Origin of the sequence: Marinobacter denitrificans, from assembly GCF_008795955.1 — a bacterium.
Taxonomy (GTDB): domain Bacteria; phylum Pseudomonadota; class Gammaproteobacteria; order Pseudomonadales; family Oleiphilaceae; genus Marinobacter; species Marinobacter denitrificans.
The window spans coordinates 81,701-98,627 of the sequence record NZ_VMHN01000011.1 but is presented as its reverse complement, the minus strand read 5'-3'; the positions used below and the strand labels follow the sequence as shown (position 1 = coordinate 98,627).

12 protein-coding genes and 3 pseudogenes are annotated in these 16,927 nt (G+C 52.4%); 7 read left to right on the top strand and 8 right to left on the bottom strand.

What is annotated here, in order from left to right:
- Window positions 1–56 precede the first annotated feature (56 nt).
- The 3 genes and pseudogenes from FO268_RS20580 to FO268_RS20570 form a co-directional block, all read right to left on the bottom strand.
- Complete coding sequence (locus tag FO268_RS20580; protein WP_150995111.1) at window positions 57–1,859, bottom strand: ParB/RepB/Spo0J family partition protein; 1,803 nt, start codon at window positions 1,857–1,859, stop codon at window positions 57–59.
- A gap of 212 nt (window positions 1,860–2,071) precedes the next feature.
- Window positions 2,072–2,308 (bottom strand): hypothetical protein, encoded by a 237-nt coding sequence (locus FO268_RS20575; RefSeq protein ID WP_150995110.1) that lies wholly within the window; start codon window positions 2,306–2,308, stop codon window positions 2,072–2,074.
- Between the two features lie 128 nt (window positions 2,309–2,436).
- Window positions 2,437–3,237: pseudogene (locus FO268_RS20570) on the bottom strand (IS1595 family transposase); the annotation flags it as partial.
- Window positions 3,238–3,411: 174 nt separating this feature from the next.
- Between FO268_RS20570 and istA the strand changes: the two are divergent.
- Window positions 3,412–4,953, top strand: a complete 1,542-nt coding sequence (gene istA / locus FO268_RS20560; protein WP_150995109.1) for an IS21 family transposase — start codon at window positions 3,412–3,414, stop codon at window positions 4,951–4,953.
- Window positions 4,954–4,965: 12 nt separating this feature from the next.
- The gene (istB, locus tag FO268_RS20555; protein ID WP_150995108.1) at window positions 4,966–5,721 is read left to right on the top strand and encodes an IS21-like element ISSpu5 family helper ATPase IstB; all 756 of its coding nucleotides are present in this window, start codon (window positions 4,966–4,968) and stop codon (window positions 5,719–5,721) included.
- Window positions 5,722–5,826: 105 nt separating this feature from the next.
- Here the strand turns inward: istB and FO268_RS20550 are convergent.
- Window positions 5,827–6,000 (bottom strand): annotated as a pseudogene (locus tag FO268_RS20550) (IS1595 family transposase); the annotation flags it as partial.
- A 670-nt stretch (window positions 6,001–6,670) separates the two neighbouring features.
- Between FO268_RS20550 and FO268_RS20540 the strand changes: the two are divergent.
- Complete coding sequence (locus tag FO268_RS20540; RefSeq protein ID WP_150995106.1) at window positions 6,671–7,297, top strand: hypothetical protein; 627 nt, start codon at window positions 6,671–6,673, stop codon at window positions 7,295–7,297.
- Between the two features lie 970 nt (window positions 7,298–8,267).
- On the opposite strand, the gene FO268_RS20535 is transcribed toward FO268_RS20540, so the two are convergent.
- The 4 genes and pseudogenes from FO268_RS20535 to FO268_RS20520 form a co-directional block, all read right to left on the bottom strand.
- Window positions 8,268–8,777, bottom strand: coding sequence for a PD-(D/E)XK nuclease family protein (locus FO268_RS20535; protein WP_150995105.1), 510 nt, complete (start codon window positions 8,775–8,777; stop codon window positions 8,268–8,270).
- Window positions 8,767–9,201, bottom strand: coding sequence for a CFI-box-CTERM domain-containing protein (locus FO268_RS20530; protein WP_150995104.1), 435 nt, complete (start codon window positions 9,199–9,201; stop codon window positions 8,767–8,769). Before FO268_RS20530 ends, FO268_RS20535 begins: the two co-directional genes overlap by 11 nt.
- A gap of 3 nt (window positions 9,202–9,204) precedes the next feature.
- Entirely contained in the window at window positions 9,205–10,551 is a 1,347-nt protein-coding gene (locus FO268_RS20525) for a fused MFS/spermidine synthase (protein WP_225316938.1), read from the bottom strand.
- 576 nt (window positions 10,552–11,127) lie between these two features.
- A pseudogene (locus tag FO268_RS20520) lies at window positions 11,128–12,671 on the bottom strand (IS3 family transposase).
- 345 nt (window positions 12,672–13,016) lie between these two features.
- Here FO268_RS20520 and FO268_RS20515 point away from each other — a divergent pair.
- The 4 genes from FO268_RS20515 to FO268_RS20500 all read left to right on the top strand — a co-directional run bounded on the left by FO268_RS20515 (window position 13,017) and on the right by FO268_RS20500 (window position 16,776).
- Complete coding sequence (locus FO268_RS20515; protein WP_150995102.1) at window positions 13,017–14,372, top strand: Rieske 2Fe-2S domain-containing protein; 1,356 nt, start codon at window positions 13,017–13,019, stop codon at window positions 14,370–14,372.
- Between the two features lie 19 nt (window positions 14,373–14,391).
- A complete protein-coding gene (locus tag FO268_RS20510) occupies window positions 14,392–14,886 on the top strand; it encodes an aromatic-ring-hydroxylating dioxygenase subunit beta (protein WP_150995101.1) in 495 nt (164 codons plus the stop codon).
- Between the two features lie 74 nt (window positions 14,887–14,960).
- Window positions 14,961–15,977 (top strand): benzoate 1,2-dioxygenase electron transfer component BenC, encoded by a 1,017-nt coding sequence (gene benC, locus FO268_RS20505; protein WP_150995100.1) that lies wholly within the window; start codon window positions 14,961–14,963, stop codon window positions 15,975–15,977.
- A 13-nt stretch (window positions 15,978–15,990) separates the two neighbouring features.
- Entirely contained in the window at window positions 15,991–16,776 is a 786-nt protein-coding gene (locus tag FO268_RS20500; protein WP_150995099.1) for a 1,6-dihydroxycyclohexa-2,4-diene-1-carboxylate dehydrogenase, read from the top strand.
- Window positions 16,777–16,927 lie beyond the last annotated feature (151 nt).

The following is a 16,927-nucleotide window of genomic DNA, read 5'->3' as shown; positions in this document are numbered from 1 at the left end:
CCCGAAACAAAAAGGGAGCCTGATTCCGGCTCCCTTTTTTCACTCTGATTGCGCCCCTATGCTGCTTTGGTGAGTGAATCGGGGAGCCAACCTTTCGTTTCATCCAGTTCATCCAGAATCGTCGCCAGATCGCCTTTCTTGGCGTCAGCCTGAGACAAAGCGAACTCATCGCCTTTCAGGTCTTTCAGGATTTCGATGAGCTTGCCTTTCCTGATCCTGTTGAAGTAATTCGCCTTCGTCGGTTGCCAGTGCTTACTCAGGTCGAACTTGATCTGTTCAGCAACGTATTGCTCAACTTCATTGGTCGCGCAGCGGAGCGTTTGAGCACTGCAATGGGCGAGGATGTTCAATTTGCTCGCTCTGGATAGTTTTTGGAATGTTTTGAACTGTTCCAAGTCTCCTTCTTGGGCCAGCCAGTTCAGTTCTAAGGCATCACGATGCTTCCGAATTTCAGCAGCAGCGGAGGTTTCCTCAATGTCTTTGGTGGCAGAGAAGGTGTTCACATCCAGATCGATTCCAAGGGGTCTCCGGTACCACGTTGAACCCGCAAGCACTGTCTTGGCCATTGTGAAAATGGTCATGTCCAGACAGATTTCTGCTTTTTGCATGATCGCGGCTTCAAGTGCCTGGAGCCGGTATGACTCAAGATCGACTTTAAGCGCGTTGCTCTCGGTAGGTTGAGGTGTCTCGGCTATAGTGCCATCTCCGTTTTGCGCCTTTTCGGACTCCTTTTTTGGCAAAACGATGCCAACCTTTGTCACCAGTTCGCCTGTCCGGAAGTCTACGGAAAGCAGAACGCCCGTTGACTGTTTCTGTTCGTTGGAGAATTCACGAGAAGCGTCGATGGTGTCCTTCAGGTCACTCAGTTCTTCATTCAGTTGACGGAACCGTTCGTTGGTTTCTTCGTCCTCGTGATCCGAGGCCGCCTCCATCAGGCCTTCAAGCTCCCGTTCCTTCGCCTCATACTGCTGAACAACAGAGTCTGGTGCGGTGATGGTTTCACCTTCGATACACGGAGCAAACCGAAGTGGGTGGCTGTACCCACCATCCAGAGTTGCCTCCACGAAGCCCCAGCCCTCAGCCTTGAAAGACTCTTGTAGCTTTTCGAGCTTTTCATCGGCCAGACGATTCAGGAGGTCGACGTCGTTGACGTATTGGCTGTCCGCGAACAAGTCTTCGGACAACGTGCCACCGGCGGCCTCGTAAGCCTCTTGCCCGACAAATTTAAAGGTGGTGTCCTCAGTCGTAACATCGGTGTTGAGCAGCTTTTGACGCACGAATCGGGGAGAAGGGTGATACTGCTCTTTTACCTCTGCGAAGACGGAATCCTGAGCCTTCTGATCGTCCGTGACGGTAAAGGCCATGACCATGTCAAAGTTCATCTCTTGTGATCGGAAGGCGTCCAGAATCACCGGGGAGACAGCCCCAAGTTTCAGGAGTTTCTTAACTTCGGTGACAGGCTTACCGAATCGTTTCGCGATGTCCTCGATGGATCGTCCTGCATCCAGCATGGCCTTGTAGGCAACAAAGCGATCAGCGGGATGCATATCCGAGCGATAGTTCTCGGCCAGACTGGCTTCGATGGCTTCAGATTCCGTCTTCACGACGCACCGGACTGGAAATTCGGCATCGATCTTTCCTTCGGCAAGAAGGTGGTTTAAGGCGCTGAGTCGGCGTCCACCGGCAATAACCTCATACCGTCCCTCGGCATCGGGTGACGGAATGACAATGAGATTCTGCAGAACACCCTGCGACTCTATCAGAGCGCGGAGCTGCGCATCTTCTTCCACTGATGTTTTAACTTTCCGGACGTTGAGCGGTGACAGGGTCAGATTCTTGAGAGAGATTTGAGTTTCCATTTTGTGATTCCTCTGAGTGAATTTCGTTGCTGTTCACTCTTAAAATCTCACGAAAATGGCCACGGCCAACCCCTGAAAACACTATTTATAACAATAATATAGCTATTTTATGAAGCCATTTCATAGCCATACGCAATACCTTTTTTGAACGTCGATTTTGGGTCGACGGTGGACATGAAATCCCACCACCGATCCCTTTTCTGGTCAGCGAATCAGACCAGCCTGAAAAGCATCTCTCCTTCATCGCTTGTCGCCGTTCCGTCTTCCAGAGTTCCTGCGCTTACCCAGAGGTCGCGCTTTCCGCACGGGGTCTCATCCGCAGGTATTCGCCCGAAAACTTCACCATTGCGAATGTCCGTAAAGGAATAGAGAACTTCTCCGTTGTTGTCTCGGATGTGGACTCCGAAGAGCCGGCCGAGTAGTTCACCTTGCTTGGTTGTTGCATTCATCCTGTTGACCTCCTCAGTTGTCCGGTAATGGGTCATCCCTGACTCTAAACACGTCCGCAACAAAATGTTGATCTTTTTCTGGTTAGCCTGGAAGGCAGTCCATCTGCAATAATGCTGTATATTCAAGGCTATGTTGGCATTGGCTGTTGGTTTGCGCCTATCGCAATCCGTAGCCAGGCCTCTTCGGAAGGTTGAGCTCGCTCGAATAGCCGTCGCCATGCCAGATAGCTCGGCAGATATGCCGTTCCAACCCCATGAAACCGCGCCATCCAGCCCTTCAGTCGACTCATATAACCGTTGACGTTCTGTATGTGGTATTCCTTGCCGATCACCCGTTGATTATCGAGTGTGACCAGTCGGTGGTGGGCAATTCCGTGTTCGCTGGAAAAGGTCTTGTACCAGCTGTGGCCATCTGAACACAGGATCGAGTCACGATTGATAATCGGCCTCAGAAAAGCATGAACCGTCGATTTGTTTAGTTCAGGATCCACCAGATCACTGATGTTACCGTTGCGGTCCCGTGCGATAAGTACCGGGATTTTATCGGCTTTATGCTTCCTGTTACTTTGCCCGCCACGCTTCCTGGAACTGCGATGCGTGATGTTGCGCTTGCCTTTGCAGGACTCGGCAAAGAAGGTTTCATCTACTTCGACAATGCCGGAAAGGGCATTCGCGTTGGCGTTTGCACTGGCATTCAGAAAACGGTGGCGCCACCGGAAAGCTGTCTTTAAATCAATGCCTACTCGAAATGCCGATACCCGCAGAGTCAGGCCGTCTCGCATGCATCTCAGGTAATCAAACCACTTGTTGCGGTGATGCAACCTGGCCAGTGATGTTCCTGTAACGGCATTAAAGGTCTTGTGACAGGTGAGGCTCTGGCACCGATATCGCTGTAATTCACCAGAATGACCCCATTTGACTGCGTATTCCAGACCAAGGTTGCCACTGATTCCAGACGAAGCCTGCCACCCATTCCACGCGAAAGCTGCCACTGATTCCACGGCAAAGCTGCCACCCCGGCAGGCTGCCTGAAGCTCCATCAAAATCGTCCGGCGCGGGATAACTTAACGGTACTCTGATCCTTTTCATCCGGAGAAGGCCAGATGCCAGCGAAGAGGTTATCCATGCGTAAGATCAAAGAAGTTCTTCGCCTCAAGTGGGAGCGAGGGCTGAGCAACCGCCAGATTGCGGCAGCCTGTGGCGTTAGCCGCCCCACCGTGAGCGAATACCTGCGCCGCACGGTTGAGGCCGGTCTGAGCTGGCCGTTGCCAGCGGATCTGGATGAGGCCCATCTGGAGCAGTTGCTGTTCCCGCCGCCACCGGATCTACCTGCGCAGGCCAGAGGTATACCCGACTGGCAACACATCCGCGACGAACTCACGGGCAAGCATGTCACCCTGTTCCTGCTCTGGCAGGAGTACCGGCAAGCCAACCCGGACGGTTATCAGTACAGCTGGTTCTGCGAGCACTACCGGGCCTGGCGGGGCAAGCTGGACCTGGTGATGCGCCAGGACCATCGGGCCGGTGAGAAGCTGTTCGTGGACTATGCTGGCCAGACCGTGCCCGTCATTGACCGCACCACCGGAGAGATCCACGAGGCGCAGGTCTTTGTGGCGGTGATGGGGGCATCCAATTACACCTACGCCGAGGCCACCTGGAGCCAGACATTGCCGGACTGGATCGGCTCTCACACCCGGGCCTTCCAGTATCTGAATGGCGTTCCGGAATTAGTGGTCCCCGACAATTTAAAATCGGGTGTTACCAAGGCTCACCGGTACGAGCCGGACCTCAACCCAACCTATCAGGATATGGCCTCCCATTATGGGATCGCCATCGTCCCCACGCGCGCCCGTAAGCCCCGCGACAAGGCCAAGGTGGAAGGGGGTGTGTTGATCGTCGAGCGCTGGATCCTGGCAGCGTTGCGCCATCGCCAACACTTCTCACTGGGGCAACTCAACGCCACCATCCGTGAGCTGCTGGAGAGGCTGAACACCCGCCCCTTCCGCAAGTTACCCGGCTGCCGGCGCGACCACTTCGAACAGCTGGACAAACCTGTTCTACAGCCATTGCCGGTAGAGCCATACACCTATGCCGAGTGGAAAAAAGCCCGAGTCCACATCGACTACCACGTCGCCATCGACGGGCATTACTACTCGGTGCCCTACACCCTGATCAAGAAAGAGGTGGAGGTCCGGATCACCCACAACACCATCGAGTGCTTTTACCGGGGCAACCGGGTCGCCAGCCACCGGCGTTCCGACCAAAAGGGGCGACACACCACCATTGCGGCGCACATGCCGGAGTCTCATCGCCACGCCGGCGAGTGGTCGCCGGAACGGCTGATCGCCTGGGCGGCCAAGACCGGACCGGCGACGGAGAAGCTTATCCGCACCGCACTGGGTGCCCGAAAACACCCACAGCAGGCGTACCGCTCCTGCCTGGGCATACTACGGCTGGGGCAGAGCTACAGCGAGGCACGCCTGGAAGCCGCCTGCCAGCGTGCCCTGATGCTGGGCAGCTGCCGCTACAAGAGCATTGAATCCATCCTCAAACACCGTCTGGATCAGCAGCCCCTGGAAGAGCAACAGGAACTGGCCTTGCCCGACACCCACGACAACATCCGTGGCCCCGCCTACTACCACTGAAGGATCTCTGACATGCTGAAACATCCCACACTGGACAAGCTCCACGCCCTCAAACTGACCGGCATGGCCGCCGCCCTGGCGGATCAGTCGGTCACTCCCGACATCACCGACCTGAGCTTCGAGGAACGCCTCGGGCTGCTCGTGGACCGGGAAATGACCGAGCGAGACAACCAGCGCATGACCAGCCGGTTGCGCCGTGCCAGGCTGCGACACACGGCCATCCTCGAAGACATCGATTACCGGAACTCACGGGGCCTGGATAAAGGGCTGGTGCAATCACTGGCCGGTTGCCAATGGGTGAAAGAGCACCTGAACGTGCTCATCACCGGCCCCACCGGGGTCGGCAAAACCTGGCTGGCCTGTGCTCTGGCGCACAAAGCCTGCCGGGAGGGTTACACCGCCCAGTACGTCCGCCTGACCCGACTGTTGCGCGAGCTGACCATTGCCAAGGGCGACGGCCAATACTCAAAACTCCTGACGAATCTGGCCAAGGTCGACGTGTTGATCCTGGATGACTGGGGGCTGATGAAACTGAGCGCGGAGAACCGGCGGGACTTGCTGGAGGTGCTGGAAGATCGACATGGCCGGCGCTCCACCATCGCCACTAGCCAATTACCCATCGAGGAATGGCATGGCGTAATCGGTGACGCCACTCTGGCAGACGCCATTCTGGACCGGCTCGTTCACAACGCCTACAAGATCAATCTGCGGGGCGAATCCATGCGAAAACAGCAGGCAAAGTTGACGGACACTGCGGCTTCGGAGTAAGAAGAGAAACCCCGCGTCGCTACGCTCCGATGGGTGGCAGCCTTGCTCCGGTCCGGGTGGCAGGCTTCACGTGGAATGGGTGGCAACCTTCAGCGGTTTACGCAATTTGACGACGTGCTCATGACCGCAATGCGGACATAGGTGAGATCTGGCCGTTTCCAGCAAGGTGTGAGCCTGAGCGTTGATTTGCCCAAGAAGCTGATTGGCAAGGTGTTGTTTGAGATCAACCGGGAGGTGGGACAAAGCCTTTTCGAGGGCGTTCAGGTCAGCTTTTTTCATGTTGCGCTCCACCGAAGGACTGTTTATACAGTAGTATATACAGTATTATTCGAGCGTAACAACAGCGGTAGCCAACAGAGCCATATTCAAACAGTAGATATTTCATGGAATTCAGACGCCGTCACAATTGTGTTTACAAAGAACTCGGGGCCTTCGCGAGCTGCGAACCGATTGGGTTTTGCACGGCTGATGGCATTGAGATAGGTAATTGGATCGGTATTGCCGATCGTGAAGTGGTTCAGCAGCTACCTTCGGTCCGTCCTGTACTTCTAGATATTGAGTCTTGGCGCCGCCACTTGCTTGAACCTTATCAGCGCCTGGGGCCCGGGGTGTATATGGTGGGCATCTGTCTCGGAGACTCATCCTCAGTACTGGGCGTGATGGATCGCAAACAGCCAATGCTTCGACGAAAACCTGGTAAAGATATTCTGGGTCGGAAATAAACCTGAAAATTCTTCTTTCCCGGGGGTTGGCCGCGAAGATTTCCATGAGATCTTGAAATGACTAGCGAGCGTGGCTCCTGGGTGAGAGAGAGTGAGGGTTGGCCTTTCCGCTTGCGGGAAGGCCTTTTTTTGTCCCCGCATTCTAAACGGTCATAGGTCACTGACTTTTGAATCTCATCCGCGGCATGAGCCAGGCCTAAGATCTGGTTTTTGACTCGGATATCACCATGAAAACAAAACAATCGCTCTATCTGATTCTGGCCTGCTCGACCCTAGTTGCTTGCGGGGGAGGGGGTTCTTCATCAAGCTCTGGTCCCTCGGCGCCGGCACCGGATGTTGAAGAGAGGGAGTTGGTCTTCGAATTCTCTGAGGCCCCGTTAAAGCCAACCGTATTCAATATTGCTGCTGGCACCGGTGATCCTGAGGATCATTTTTCACCGAACGACACGATCAGCATTACCTGGAAGATGGAGGTGTACTACGATGATCAGTCCGTCCCGGAATTCAATGAATCCTTTCCGTATACGGCGTCGGTCTACCTGAGTGAAGACGGTGTTTTCCAACAAGAAGATGACCTCGAGCTCTTCAGCATTTCCTGCATGTGGCCATCGGACTCGGACTACGCCTGCGGGCAGTTTGCCTCATTCGATTGTGATTACGCGCCAGGCAATCAAAATGTGATTTCCTGCTCGAGCATTCCCGTAGGCCGCACCAACGGCATCAACGATCTGACCGTCGACACCTCCGCGTTTCTGAACGTGATTCCCAAGAGTGCCGACGTGCTCTATGTGGCATGCCTGGACGAACAACCGAACAAGTGCACAACGTTCACCGGTTCGCTGCAGCTCAATTGATGTCACCTCTGTTGATCAGCACCTGTTCCGACAAGTCCGAGCTCGCCTGGGCGATTGAAATTGCACTGGGCGTTGCCACGATCAATGAGGATCGTGACTACCCATCTGACAGGTGCGGACTCCAAATCAAATTGAGGGACGTGAGGACAGTTGGTGAATTCAATGCCATTGCGATGAGATTGAATACCAGCTGGTCAGAACTTGAGGCCCGGCGAAAACGACAATTGGTATTGTCATGAGCTTGTAGCTCAACGGAGTTGATGGCCTCTTATTTTCCATTGTTTCAGCGTCGATTGAGTATGTTTCGGCTATTCAAAAACGCTTCAACAGCCTTTTCAAACCCTCCCGATTCGTACCAGTTTTGTAGCAGCTTTTTTGTTGTACCTCTGAACGCTGGGATTGCGATGCCTATGAGTTCGGATTCCGTTTTCGCGTCGGGAAAACGTCCTGACATGACGAAATTGATGCCATGGTCGGGAATGCTGAAACCAGTCACTCGTTCGCCGACGGTCAAATGGACGAAGTACGAGACTGTGCCCGCTCCCGTGGAGAATCCGCCCGCAACGTTGATCGCACCACCGAACGAATTTAGCCGTTCGCACATCTGCTCGCGGGCTTGTCACTGAGGGAGTGTTGATCCAATGGTTAGTGCCCTCTGGACATTGCCATCCACGATCGTGAAATGAACCTGGCAATTACTGGCCTGGGCTATTGGCGCAATCAAACAGCAGGCAAGCAAGCTTGAGGTGAGTAATCGTTTCATCAGTCCTTCCCTTGAAATTCAGAACCACTGCTTCCCTGAAGCTATCAACTTCTCGCTATTGATAGTTGGAGTTAAGATTAACGTTGAGGGCAAAGTCGCGACGGTTATTGGCGGGATCACCCTGACTAAAGGTATCTGCTATCAATTAACCTGATGTTGAACGAATTTCCTCAGCGATTTTGAGAGCTGCACCTCTTTTTCTCGGGTTCAGGCTGCCGAATCGTCGCAGTCCCCGCGGAAGCCACAGCTGCGACATTTCTTAAGCTCGGGCCGGCTCGGTACCGCATGACCGAACTTTGCTTGTCGGGCATGGACGACGGCGGGCTGAATCCGATCGAACAACGCCTTGTCGGAAGAAGGAAGCTTAAACACTTCCTGAATGGCGGAGGTCTTGATCAGAACCTGATTCACCCTGTACCCATCTCCCCGGGCAGCCAGGGCCGCGCAAAAGGCTTGGGTGACATCGCTCTCAAACACTGGACCGTTTCGGCTCTTGTACTCAACAGAAAGAACACCGGTGCGAGTCCGATACAGCGCATCCGGCTTCCCAAAGACCTTGAAGGCTCCATTGAAGAAGGGTTTGGTGTGGCGGCCGTCGTCGATCCATATCAAGTCGCCCTCAATGCCCAGCTCGTCAACGAGGCTGTTACGGCGCCGTCGCCAAACGATGACCAGTACAGCCACTACCGCGATAAAAATGAGCAGCTCATGAATCATGGCTTTTTCCTCGCAGTTCAACCCACAGAACAAGCCTGTCCACGATCCGCCTCAGCAGCAGGTCAATCCAGGAAGACCTTTTGCTGATTTCGATGACCATCGGAGACAGCCGGTAATAGACTGCAATCAGGATCCGGCCGCCGGGCATGTAATCCAGTGTGTTGTCACGAAACTGGCGGAGAGTTTCCGTGCGCTGATCCTCCATTCCGTAAAGGTAAGAGGCCACGTAACAGCGTTTGTCTGTGCTGATCTGGCGATTGAACTGCTCGTGCTTCAGATTGCCCCGATCCTGAGCGGCTACGGCCCTTCGCGAAGGTTTGGCGCCGGCGTATTTCAGTGCGACTGAATTCGGGCAAAACTCGCTCCGGCCTACGTCTGAGGCTGAAATCCACTCGGATTTTCTCTTTGATTTATCGTGGCGCATCGCTTATCTCGCCGATCCATGAAGTGCCGACAGGTATCCGTCGACGGTTACCCTTGTTGTATCATCAAAATAAGCACGGGCAACTCTGTCCACGCCGGACGACCGCTTTCCGCACAAATACACCAGGTTCTGCAGGGAGTCGTCATAGCTGGTGATGTCAGTGACACACCGTGAGAAAGCCTGCCGGACTGTATTGTCCATCGTCTGGGAATACCGATCCGTAAGCCGCGGATTGGCAGCAATATTCAGAACGGCTTTACCGTTACCGGTCAGGCGCTCGGACACCAAGCTGAAAAATTCAAAGGTGGCTGTGTGCATGGGAATAGTGGCCGCATTGGTATAGAGATCAACCACAATGACATCCCATCGCTTTTCATTGGTGAGCAGGAATGCTCTTGCATCCTGGGTAATGAAGTCTCCTTTGATGGGCTCGCCCAGAAAGTCGCCCTCTGCCACGGATTTCAGCATGGGATCGATGTCCAGGTAGGTGAAGTTTGCGCCTTTAGTGTCTTCGGCAGACAGAGTGAATCCGCCGGCGCCCAGCACGAGGATGTCTTTTCCAGCTACGTCGTCTGCAAATATCGCCGATTTCATCATCTCAATGTATGGCCAGCCCTGGCGTGTCTCAGCATCGATGAATGAAGCTGAGCTGCGGTTGATCACCAGCTTTTTACCACCGTCTGTGGCTTCGACCCGGATGTCGCTGTATGGGGTAGTAGCGGCAAAAAGCTGGTTTGGCATCCGGACGTTGGCGACGAACGCCACCGCGAGTGACAGACTTGTGATGCTCAGCAGCATTGGCTTCAGGACGGTTTTTTCCGGACGAAACACAAGCAAGACACAGAAGCTGAGTATCAGGCAGTTCACCAGAATGGAATAGCCGACGCCCAAGAAATACATCAGCACCAGTGAAGTGAGAAGACACCCAACAACGTTGCCCACGGTGCTGATCGCAGTCGCGCTTCCTGCGGCTTCACTTTTGCGAGTCTCGTGGTCTGCCGTGTTCAACAGCAGCGGGACCGTCTGCCCCAGCAAAAATACCAATGGCGACATGACCAACAAACAGAACGCGAGAAGGTGGACCAGGGGATTTCCCAGAATCGGCAGCCCATAGCTGATATCGGCAATGGACAGGAAAAACATGCTGACAAAGGGGTAGGAGAGGCCAATACCAAACAAAGCGATGGCGCCAACCAGGTTGAAAAGCAGTGCCCGGGAAAACTTTTCAGTCGCGGTCTTGCCGCCAAAGAAGTAGCCAAGGGCCAACGCACCCAGGAAACAACTGATGATGATCGACGTGCACAGTACCGAGCTGCCTACGAACGCGACGGTCTGTCGTATCGTGACCATTTGAACACCGCTGCTGGCGAGACCTTCTAGCAAGAGAATCAGATAAGCACGTTTCGTGGAGAACATGGAAGCATGGTCCTGTTGGTAAGCAAAACCAGAGGCTATCAAGTGCTTCGGCATGAGATGGGGTTTAAAAGGTCACGGCCCTGTGACCTTATAATGATGACTGGCAACCTGGTAATACCAAAATGTTAGCCAGACCCGCCACATCATTGTGATATGACCGCTCTGTCGCACAGACGGGTTGCGGTTGGGCATTCTACGTTGGCAGGTTGCAGCCGGCCCCGGAATGTAGTCCGCACTTTAAACAAAGCGAACATTCGCGCGCCCAAGATCCAATAGAGGACTTGTCACCTGGGAATACCTTGCGAAGCACCAGCGTGCAGGAAACTCTAATGAGCGGTGCAACTAAAACAGGGATGTTTACACTTCTCCTCATCTTCATGATGGTTGACTAATCACTCACCATTTTGGCACGTAGATGCCGGTGAGGTGAGGAGGAGTCCATCCCATTGATTCAGGTCAGGTTCAAAATCGTCGTCTGTCAAGGTAGTTGGCACCTGATTCATTTTGGCTCTAATGAGCCACGCATTGCTCTTTAACAGTTTGCTCCTCGGGTAGCGGGTTTAGCCACACGGCTCCTACCGGTTCGCAGTTGCGGATACCAGTGGACCAACGTCCAGGATTCTTTTCCTTGGCTCTGAGCAAAGTCATTTTTCGACTCGCCAGGATGTCTGCCTCCTTTCCGGCGTGGCGATCGGCCGGCGTCACATAACGGATCGCGCTGTGACGATGCTCGTTGTTGTACCAGCGGATGAACGTGCTCACCCAGTCACGGGCCAGTCCTAGGCTCTCAAAGCCCTCAGGCGGGTATTCCGGGCGCTGCTTGGTGGTGCCGAACAGTGACTCGATATAGGCGTTGTCATTGGACACACGCGGTCGACTGTAAGAGGGCGTGACACCCAGCTTCTCGAACGTGGCCGGTAGCGTGCCGCCTTTCATGGGACTGCCGTTGTCAGAATGCACCACCGGCGGGTTGTTCACGCAGCCCTCGCGTAACAGTGCTTTGCGCAACACGGTTTCGCTGTTGACGGCGTTTTCCGCGTCGAATACTTCGGCACCGACGATCTTGCGGCTGTAGACATCGAGTATGAAGTACAGATAAAAGAACCGGCCCCGGACCGTCGACTTCAAGTAGGTCACGTCCCAGCACCAGACCTGGTTCGGTCGGCTGGCCTCATGACGGCGTGGTGGGCCCACTCGCCCGGAGTGTCGGGCACCCCGGCGGTGGTTCTCGTTGTGCTCGCTCAGAACGCGGTAGAACGAGGATTCCGAGGCGATGTACCACCCATAGTCGTCCATCAGCAGCGGCACGACCTGAGACGGCGGCAGGCTGGCATAATCGGACTGGTGGCAAACGGCCAGGATCATCGCTTTCTCCATGGCGGTGAGTGCATGAGTCGGTGTGTGTTTGGGCGCACTGGGCCGGCCGTCCTCACCGCCGGCTTTCCAGCGGCGGTAAGTGTTGGTGCCAATACCCAGTTCGGCACAGGCGCTTTTCAGACGCGCACCATCGGTACGCGCTTCATCGACCAGCTGCACGGCATACTGGCGATCCAGGGCACTGGTCAGTCGTCCTCGTCCCCCCAGATCGCCTGGGCCTTTTTTCGCAGGGTCAGCAGGGCTGCGGTTTCTGCCAGTGCAGCTTCCTTGCGCTTCAGCTCACGTTCCAGTTGGCGAGTGCGCTTTTTCTCGTGCTTGACCGCCTCACGGGAGCGTTTTTCGACCTTTTCATCGCGGTCGTTAGCGGTTTCACAGCTCTGACGCCAACGGCGGATCTGCTCAGGATAGATTCCACGTTTGCGGCAGTATTCGCCCAGCTCGGACTCACTCAGCGCGGCGGTCTCAAGCACGGCGTTGAACTTATCGCGGGAACTCCAGCCTTCCGGGTCTGAGCCGCGATCTGGCAATAGCTGACCATTCTTCCGGGCTTCGCTGCGCCAGTTGTACAAGGTAGCGTCTGAAATGCCTTCTTCTTCCGCCACCTCGGCAACAGGCCGATTATTCGGTGGCAGTAACTTGCGAAGAATGGCTTCTCGGCGTTCCGGTGAATACTTCATGAAAACCTCTGTCTCGCCCCACTTCATTGAGAGAGTCTAACATCGGGTGGGGTTCCAACTACCTTGACAGAGGGGGAAATGGACCCGGGCCCAAGATCTCACGCAGGCTGCTGATGATTGTTTCAGGTGCAGTAACGGGATAATAATTGCAGCCTGCGGATTTCGATCCCAGACTAATTCGGAGACTATCTAAGTGAGCCATTGTTGTTGGTCTCGATGTAGAGTATTTGTCCCTTACCTTGGCAGGCAAGGGACCTTTTATATTTACATCGACTTGGCAGCCTGGCACGTTGTCAAATAAAAGATGGCGTATTCTCTATCAATTGAGAAGTGGTGAGGTCTTATATGTCACATCGTATAAAAGAAAAAATCGAATCAATGCTTGTTACGGATCAGGAAAAAGGTATCTATAAGTTAAGGAGGGATGCCTTTACTGATGAAGAAATTTTCGAACTAGAAATGAAATATATTTTTGAAGGGAATTGGGTATATCTTGCACACGAAAGCCAAATTCCAGATAATAATGATTTCTTTACGACCTATATCGGGCGACAGCCGGTTATTATAACACGAGATAAAACCGGCAACCTTAATGCCTTCCTCAATGTCTGTACCCACAGAGGAGCGATGCTCTGTCGGACAAAGAAAGGCAATAAATCGGTCATGACATGCCCCTTCCATGGCTGGAGTTTTAATAATTCGGGGAAACTGGTGAAAGTAAAGGACGAAAAAGGTTCGGGGTATCCAGATTCATTCAACTGTGAAGGAGATCTGAATCTCAAAAAAGTTGCAAGGTTCGATTCTTATCGTGGATTCCTTTTTGGGAGCCTGAATCCTGATGTGCAAGAGTTAGGTGATTATTTGGGTGAATCTACGAAAATAATCGATATGATCGTCAACCAATCGGAAGATGGTATTGAGGTTCTACGAGGCGCTTCTACCTATACGTTTGATGGCAACTGGAAGATGCAGGCAGAAAATGGTGCAGATGGATACCATGTTTCAGCTGTACACTGGAATTATGTTGCCGCAGTTGCAAGAAGGAAACAGGGTCTATCTACTGACAATGCAAAAAGTTTGGACCTTAGCACTTGGAATAAGCAAAAAGGAGGGTTTTATGCTTTCGAGAATGGGCATATTCTATTATGGATGCAAGTACCAAATCCTGAAGATAGACCATTGGCTGAAAAGCGAGAAGATTTATCCAGAAAGTACGGTGAAAACAGGGCCGATTGGATGATTTCAAATATAAGGAACTTGGGAATATACCCAAATGTTTTTTTGATGGATCAAACGAGCACTCAGATCCGTCACTTCCGTCCAATCTCTCCGACTAAAACTGAAGTAACGATATATTGCTTTGCGCCTAAGAATGAAAGCGATAATTCACGTAATCGACGTATTCGACAATATGAAGACTTCTTTAATGCTTCTGGTATGGCAACGCCGGATGATTTAGAACAATTTCGCTCATGCCAGGCGGGCTTTCTAGCTTCAGAAGTACCTTGGAATGATCTTAGCCGCGGGGCTAAGCATTGGATTGAGGGGCAGGATGAAGCAGCGAAAGATATTGGTTTATTTCCTCTACTAAGTGGTGCGAAAAGTGAGGATGAAGGATTGTTCGTGGTTCAACACAAGCATTGGGCTAATACTTTAAAAAATATACCTGATGAAGAAGGACGAATTATTTACAAAAAATGAACCTCTTTGGAGAGCTGATATGAATTTTGATTATGAAAATATTTGCAAGTTTTTGTATTCTGAAGCTCGCTGCTTGGATGATCAAGATTTTGAGCGCTGGCTCGGTCATTATGATAAAAATGTCGAGTTTTGGATGCCATCTTGGGATGATGATGGGGATCTTACAAGTAACCCAAGGAACGAAATTTCACTGATGTATTATGAAAATCGTGACGGCCTTGAAGATCGAGTCTTTCGTATCCAAACCGAGCGATCGGGAGCAAGCAGTGAGCCTGCTCCGAGGACGCTTCATTCGATAAGCAATATTGAGGTAGTAGACTGTTCTAACCACGTATGTAATGTTCGGTTTAACTGGATCACAAAAAGTTTTAGATATAATATAGTGGATACATATTTTGGTGTTACTTTCGTTGATTTAATCATAGATGACGGTGGGGATTTTTTAATCTCGAGAAAGAAAGTCGTATTAAAAAATGACTATATACATCATGTAGTTGATATCTATCATGTTTAATTTATTTAAAAACTTATGGTCTGAGCTTATCGCGGTCGTCTATTACGGTTAATCATTTGATGTAAAGGCAATATATAATGTACAAGGTAGCGTTAAATTTTGAGGACGGCGTCACTCGATTTATTACAACCTTGCCAATGGAGACGGTGGCGGACGCTGCGTACCGATTTGGAATCAATATTCCGCTCGACTGTCGTGATGGAGCTTGTGGAACCTGTATGTGCCACTGTGAATCCGGCATTTATGAGATGGACGGTTACATCGAGGATGCACTCTCTGAACAGGAGGCCAGACGCGGGTACGTTTTAACCTGCCAGATGATTCCGGAGTCGGATTGCGTTGTGACGGTACCGGCTTCTTCTGAGGTCTGTATACGCAGCCAGCAAACTGACATACAAGCTAGGTTGGTCAACATCAATCGCTTGTCAGAATCGACTTTGTCATTCACCGTTGCCAGTGATCAAGTACGTGCTATGCATTTTCTGACGGGGCAGTACGCTAACGTTCTGGTGCCAGGGACTGACCAATGGCGTGCCTACTCCTTCAGTTCCATGGTGAGCCAGGCCGATGGGTCGGTGTCCTTTCTGATTCGTATAGTACCTGAAGGCTTGATGAGCACCTATATGGCAGAAAAGGCCAGAGTCGGTGAGAGCATTACTCTGCGCGGTCCGTTCGGCAGCTTCTACCTGCGTGAAATCCATCGCCCGGTATTGATGCTAGCTGGCGGCACCGGCCTGGCACCTTTCCTAGCGATGCTCGAAAAGATCCAACAAGGCTATAGTGAACACCCCATCCACCTGATTTACGGTGTCTCTCACGATGCTGACTTGGTTGGCCTGGATAAGCTGGAGTCCTTCGCCAACGCTATCGAAAACTTTACGTTCAGTGCCTGCGTATTGTCAGAAAACAGTAACTGGCCCCATAAGGGCTACGTCACAAATTACATAGAGCCCGACCACCTGCAAGATGGCGATGTGGACATCTATCTCTGTGGTCCCCCGGCGATGGTTGAAGCGGTCAACAACTATATGCACGAAAAAAGCATTCGGCCAGCTAGCTTCCATTATGAAAAGTTTACGGCAAGTAAATGAGGAGAGTTATTAAATGAGAGTCGAACGTTTTGAAAACCGCGTCGTTATTGTGACGGGTGCTGCTCAGGGTATTGGTCGTGCTGTTGCTCTTCAAATGGCGACCGAAAAAGCCAACCTGATGTTGGTGGATCGCTCCGAGATCGTCAAAGAGGTGGCCGAGGAGGCATTGGCTGCCGGTGCTGCAAACGTCCGGGTCAGCGTCGTCGACCTAGAACAGTACGCAGGTGCCTGCAAAGCAGTCGATTCTACGGTAAGTTATTTTGGCCGCATCGACATTTTGGTCAATAACGTTGGCGGTACGATCTGGGTTCAGCCCTATGAAGTTTATGAGGAAGTGCAAATCGAAGCTGAGATTCGGCGCTCCTTGTTTCCGACCCTTTGGTGTTCCCATGCAGTTCTGGCACAGATGCAAAAACAGCAAAGTGGAGTGATCGTGAATGTGTCATCCCTTGCAACCCGAAGTACTAACCGTGTGCCCTATGCAGCCGCAAAAGGGGGCGTAAACGCTTTGACCGTGTGTCTGGCATTTGAAAATGCCAAATATGGGATCCGTGTCAATGCAGTAGCACCTGGTGGTACTAATGTTGGCGAGCGGAGAATTCCGCGTAATAGCGAAGGCATGAACCAAATGGAGAAAGGATGGTATCAGGCTATCGTTGATGAGGCTACTGAAATGAGCTTCATGAAGCGTTACAGCGTACCAGAAGAGCAGGCCAATGCCATACTTTTCTTGGCGTCTGACGAGGCTTCCTATATCACAGGTACGGTGCTGCCAGTGGGTGGTGGGTATCAGGGATGACCCTTTTTGCTCCAATTAAGAGGTTCGCACGGATTACGCCCCCCCCCAGTGGGTAGTAGTGCGTGTTCTCCTGGAGTTAAGTAAGGCAGCTTTCGACTAACGATGGAGAAATCGCTGTGAGCGGACTGACTGCGCGCTTGAAACGCGACTT

Coding starts and splice junctions, on each gene's coding strand:
- FO268_RS20580 (WP_150995111.1), bottom strand. CDS start 1,859: ATGGAAACTCAAATCTCTCTCAAGAATCTGACCCTGTCACCGCTCAAC.
- istB (WP_150995108.1), top strand. CDS start 4,966: ATGCTGAAACATCCCACACTGGACAAGCTCCACGCCCTCAAACTGACC.
- FO268_RS20500 (WP_150995099.1), top strand. CDS start 15,991: ATGAGAGTCGAACGTTTTGAAAACCGCGTCGTTATTGTGACGGGTGCT.
- FO268_RS20540 (WP_150995106.1), top strand. CDS start 6,671: ATGAAAACAAAACAATCGCTCTATCTGATTCTGGCCTGCTCGACCCTA.
- FO268_RS20510 (WP_150995101.1), top strand. CDS start 14,392: ATGAATTTTGATTATGAAAATATTTGCAAGTTTTTGTATTCTGAAGCT.
- FO268_RS20530 (WP_150995104.1), bottom strand. CDS start 9,201: ATGCGCCACGATAAATCAAAGAGAAAATCCGAGTGGATTTCAGCCTCA.
- FO268_RS20535 (WP_150995105.1), bottom strand. CDS start 8,777: ATGATTCATGAGCTGCTCATTTTTATCGCGGTAGTGGCTGTACTGGTC.
- FO268_RS20525 (WP_225316938.1), bottom strand. CDS start 10,551: ATGGTCACGATACGACAGACCGTCGCGTTCGTAGGCAGCTCGGTACTG.
- FO268_RS20515 (WP_150995102.1), top strand. CDS start 13,017: ATGTCACATCGTATAAAAGAAAAAATCGAATCAATGCTTGTTACGGAT.
- istA (WP_150995109.1), top strand. CDS start 3,412: ATGCCAGCGAAGAGGTTATCCATGCGTAAGATCAAAGAAGTTCTTCGC.
- FO268_RS20575 (WP_150995110.1), bottom strand. CDS start 2,308: ATGAATGCAACAACCAAGCAAGGTGAACTACTCGGCCGGCTCTTCGGA.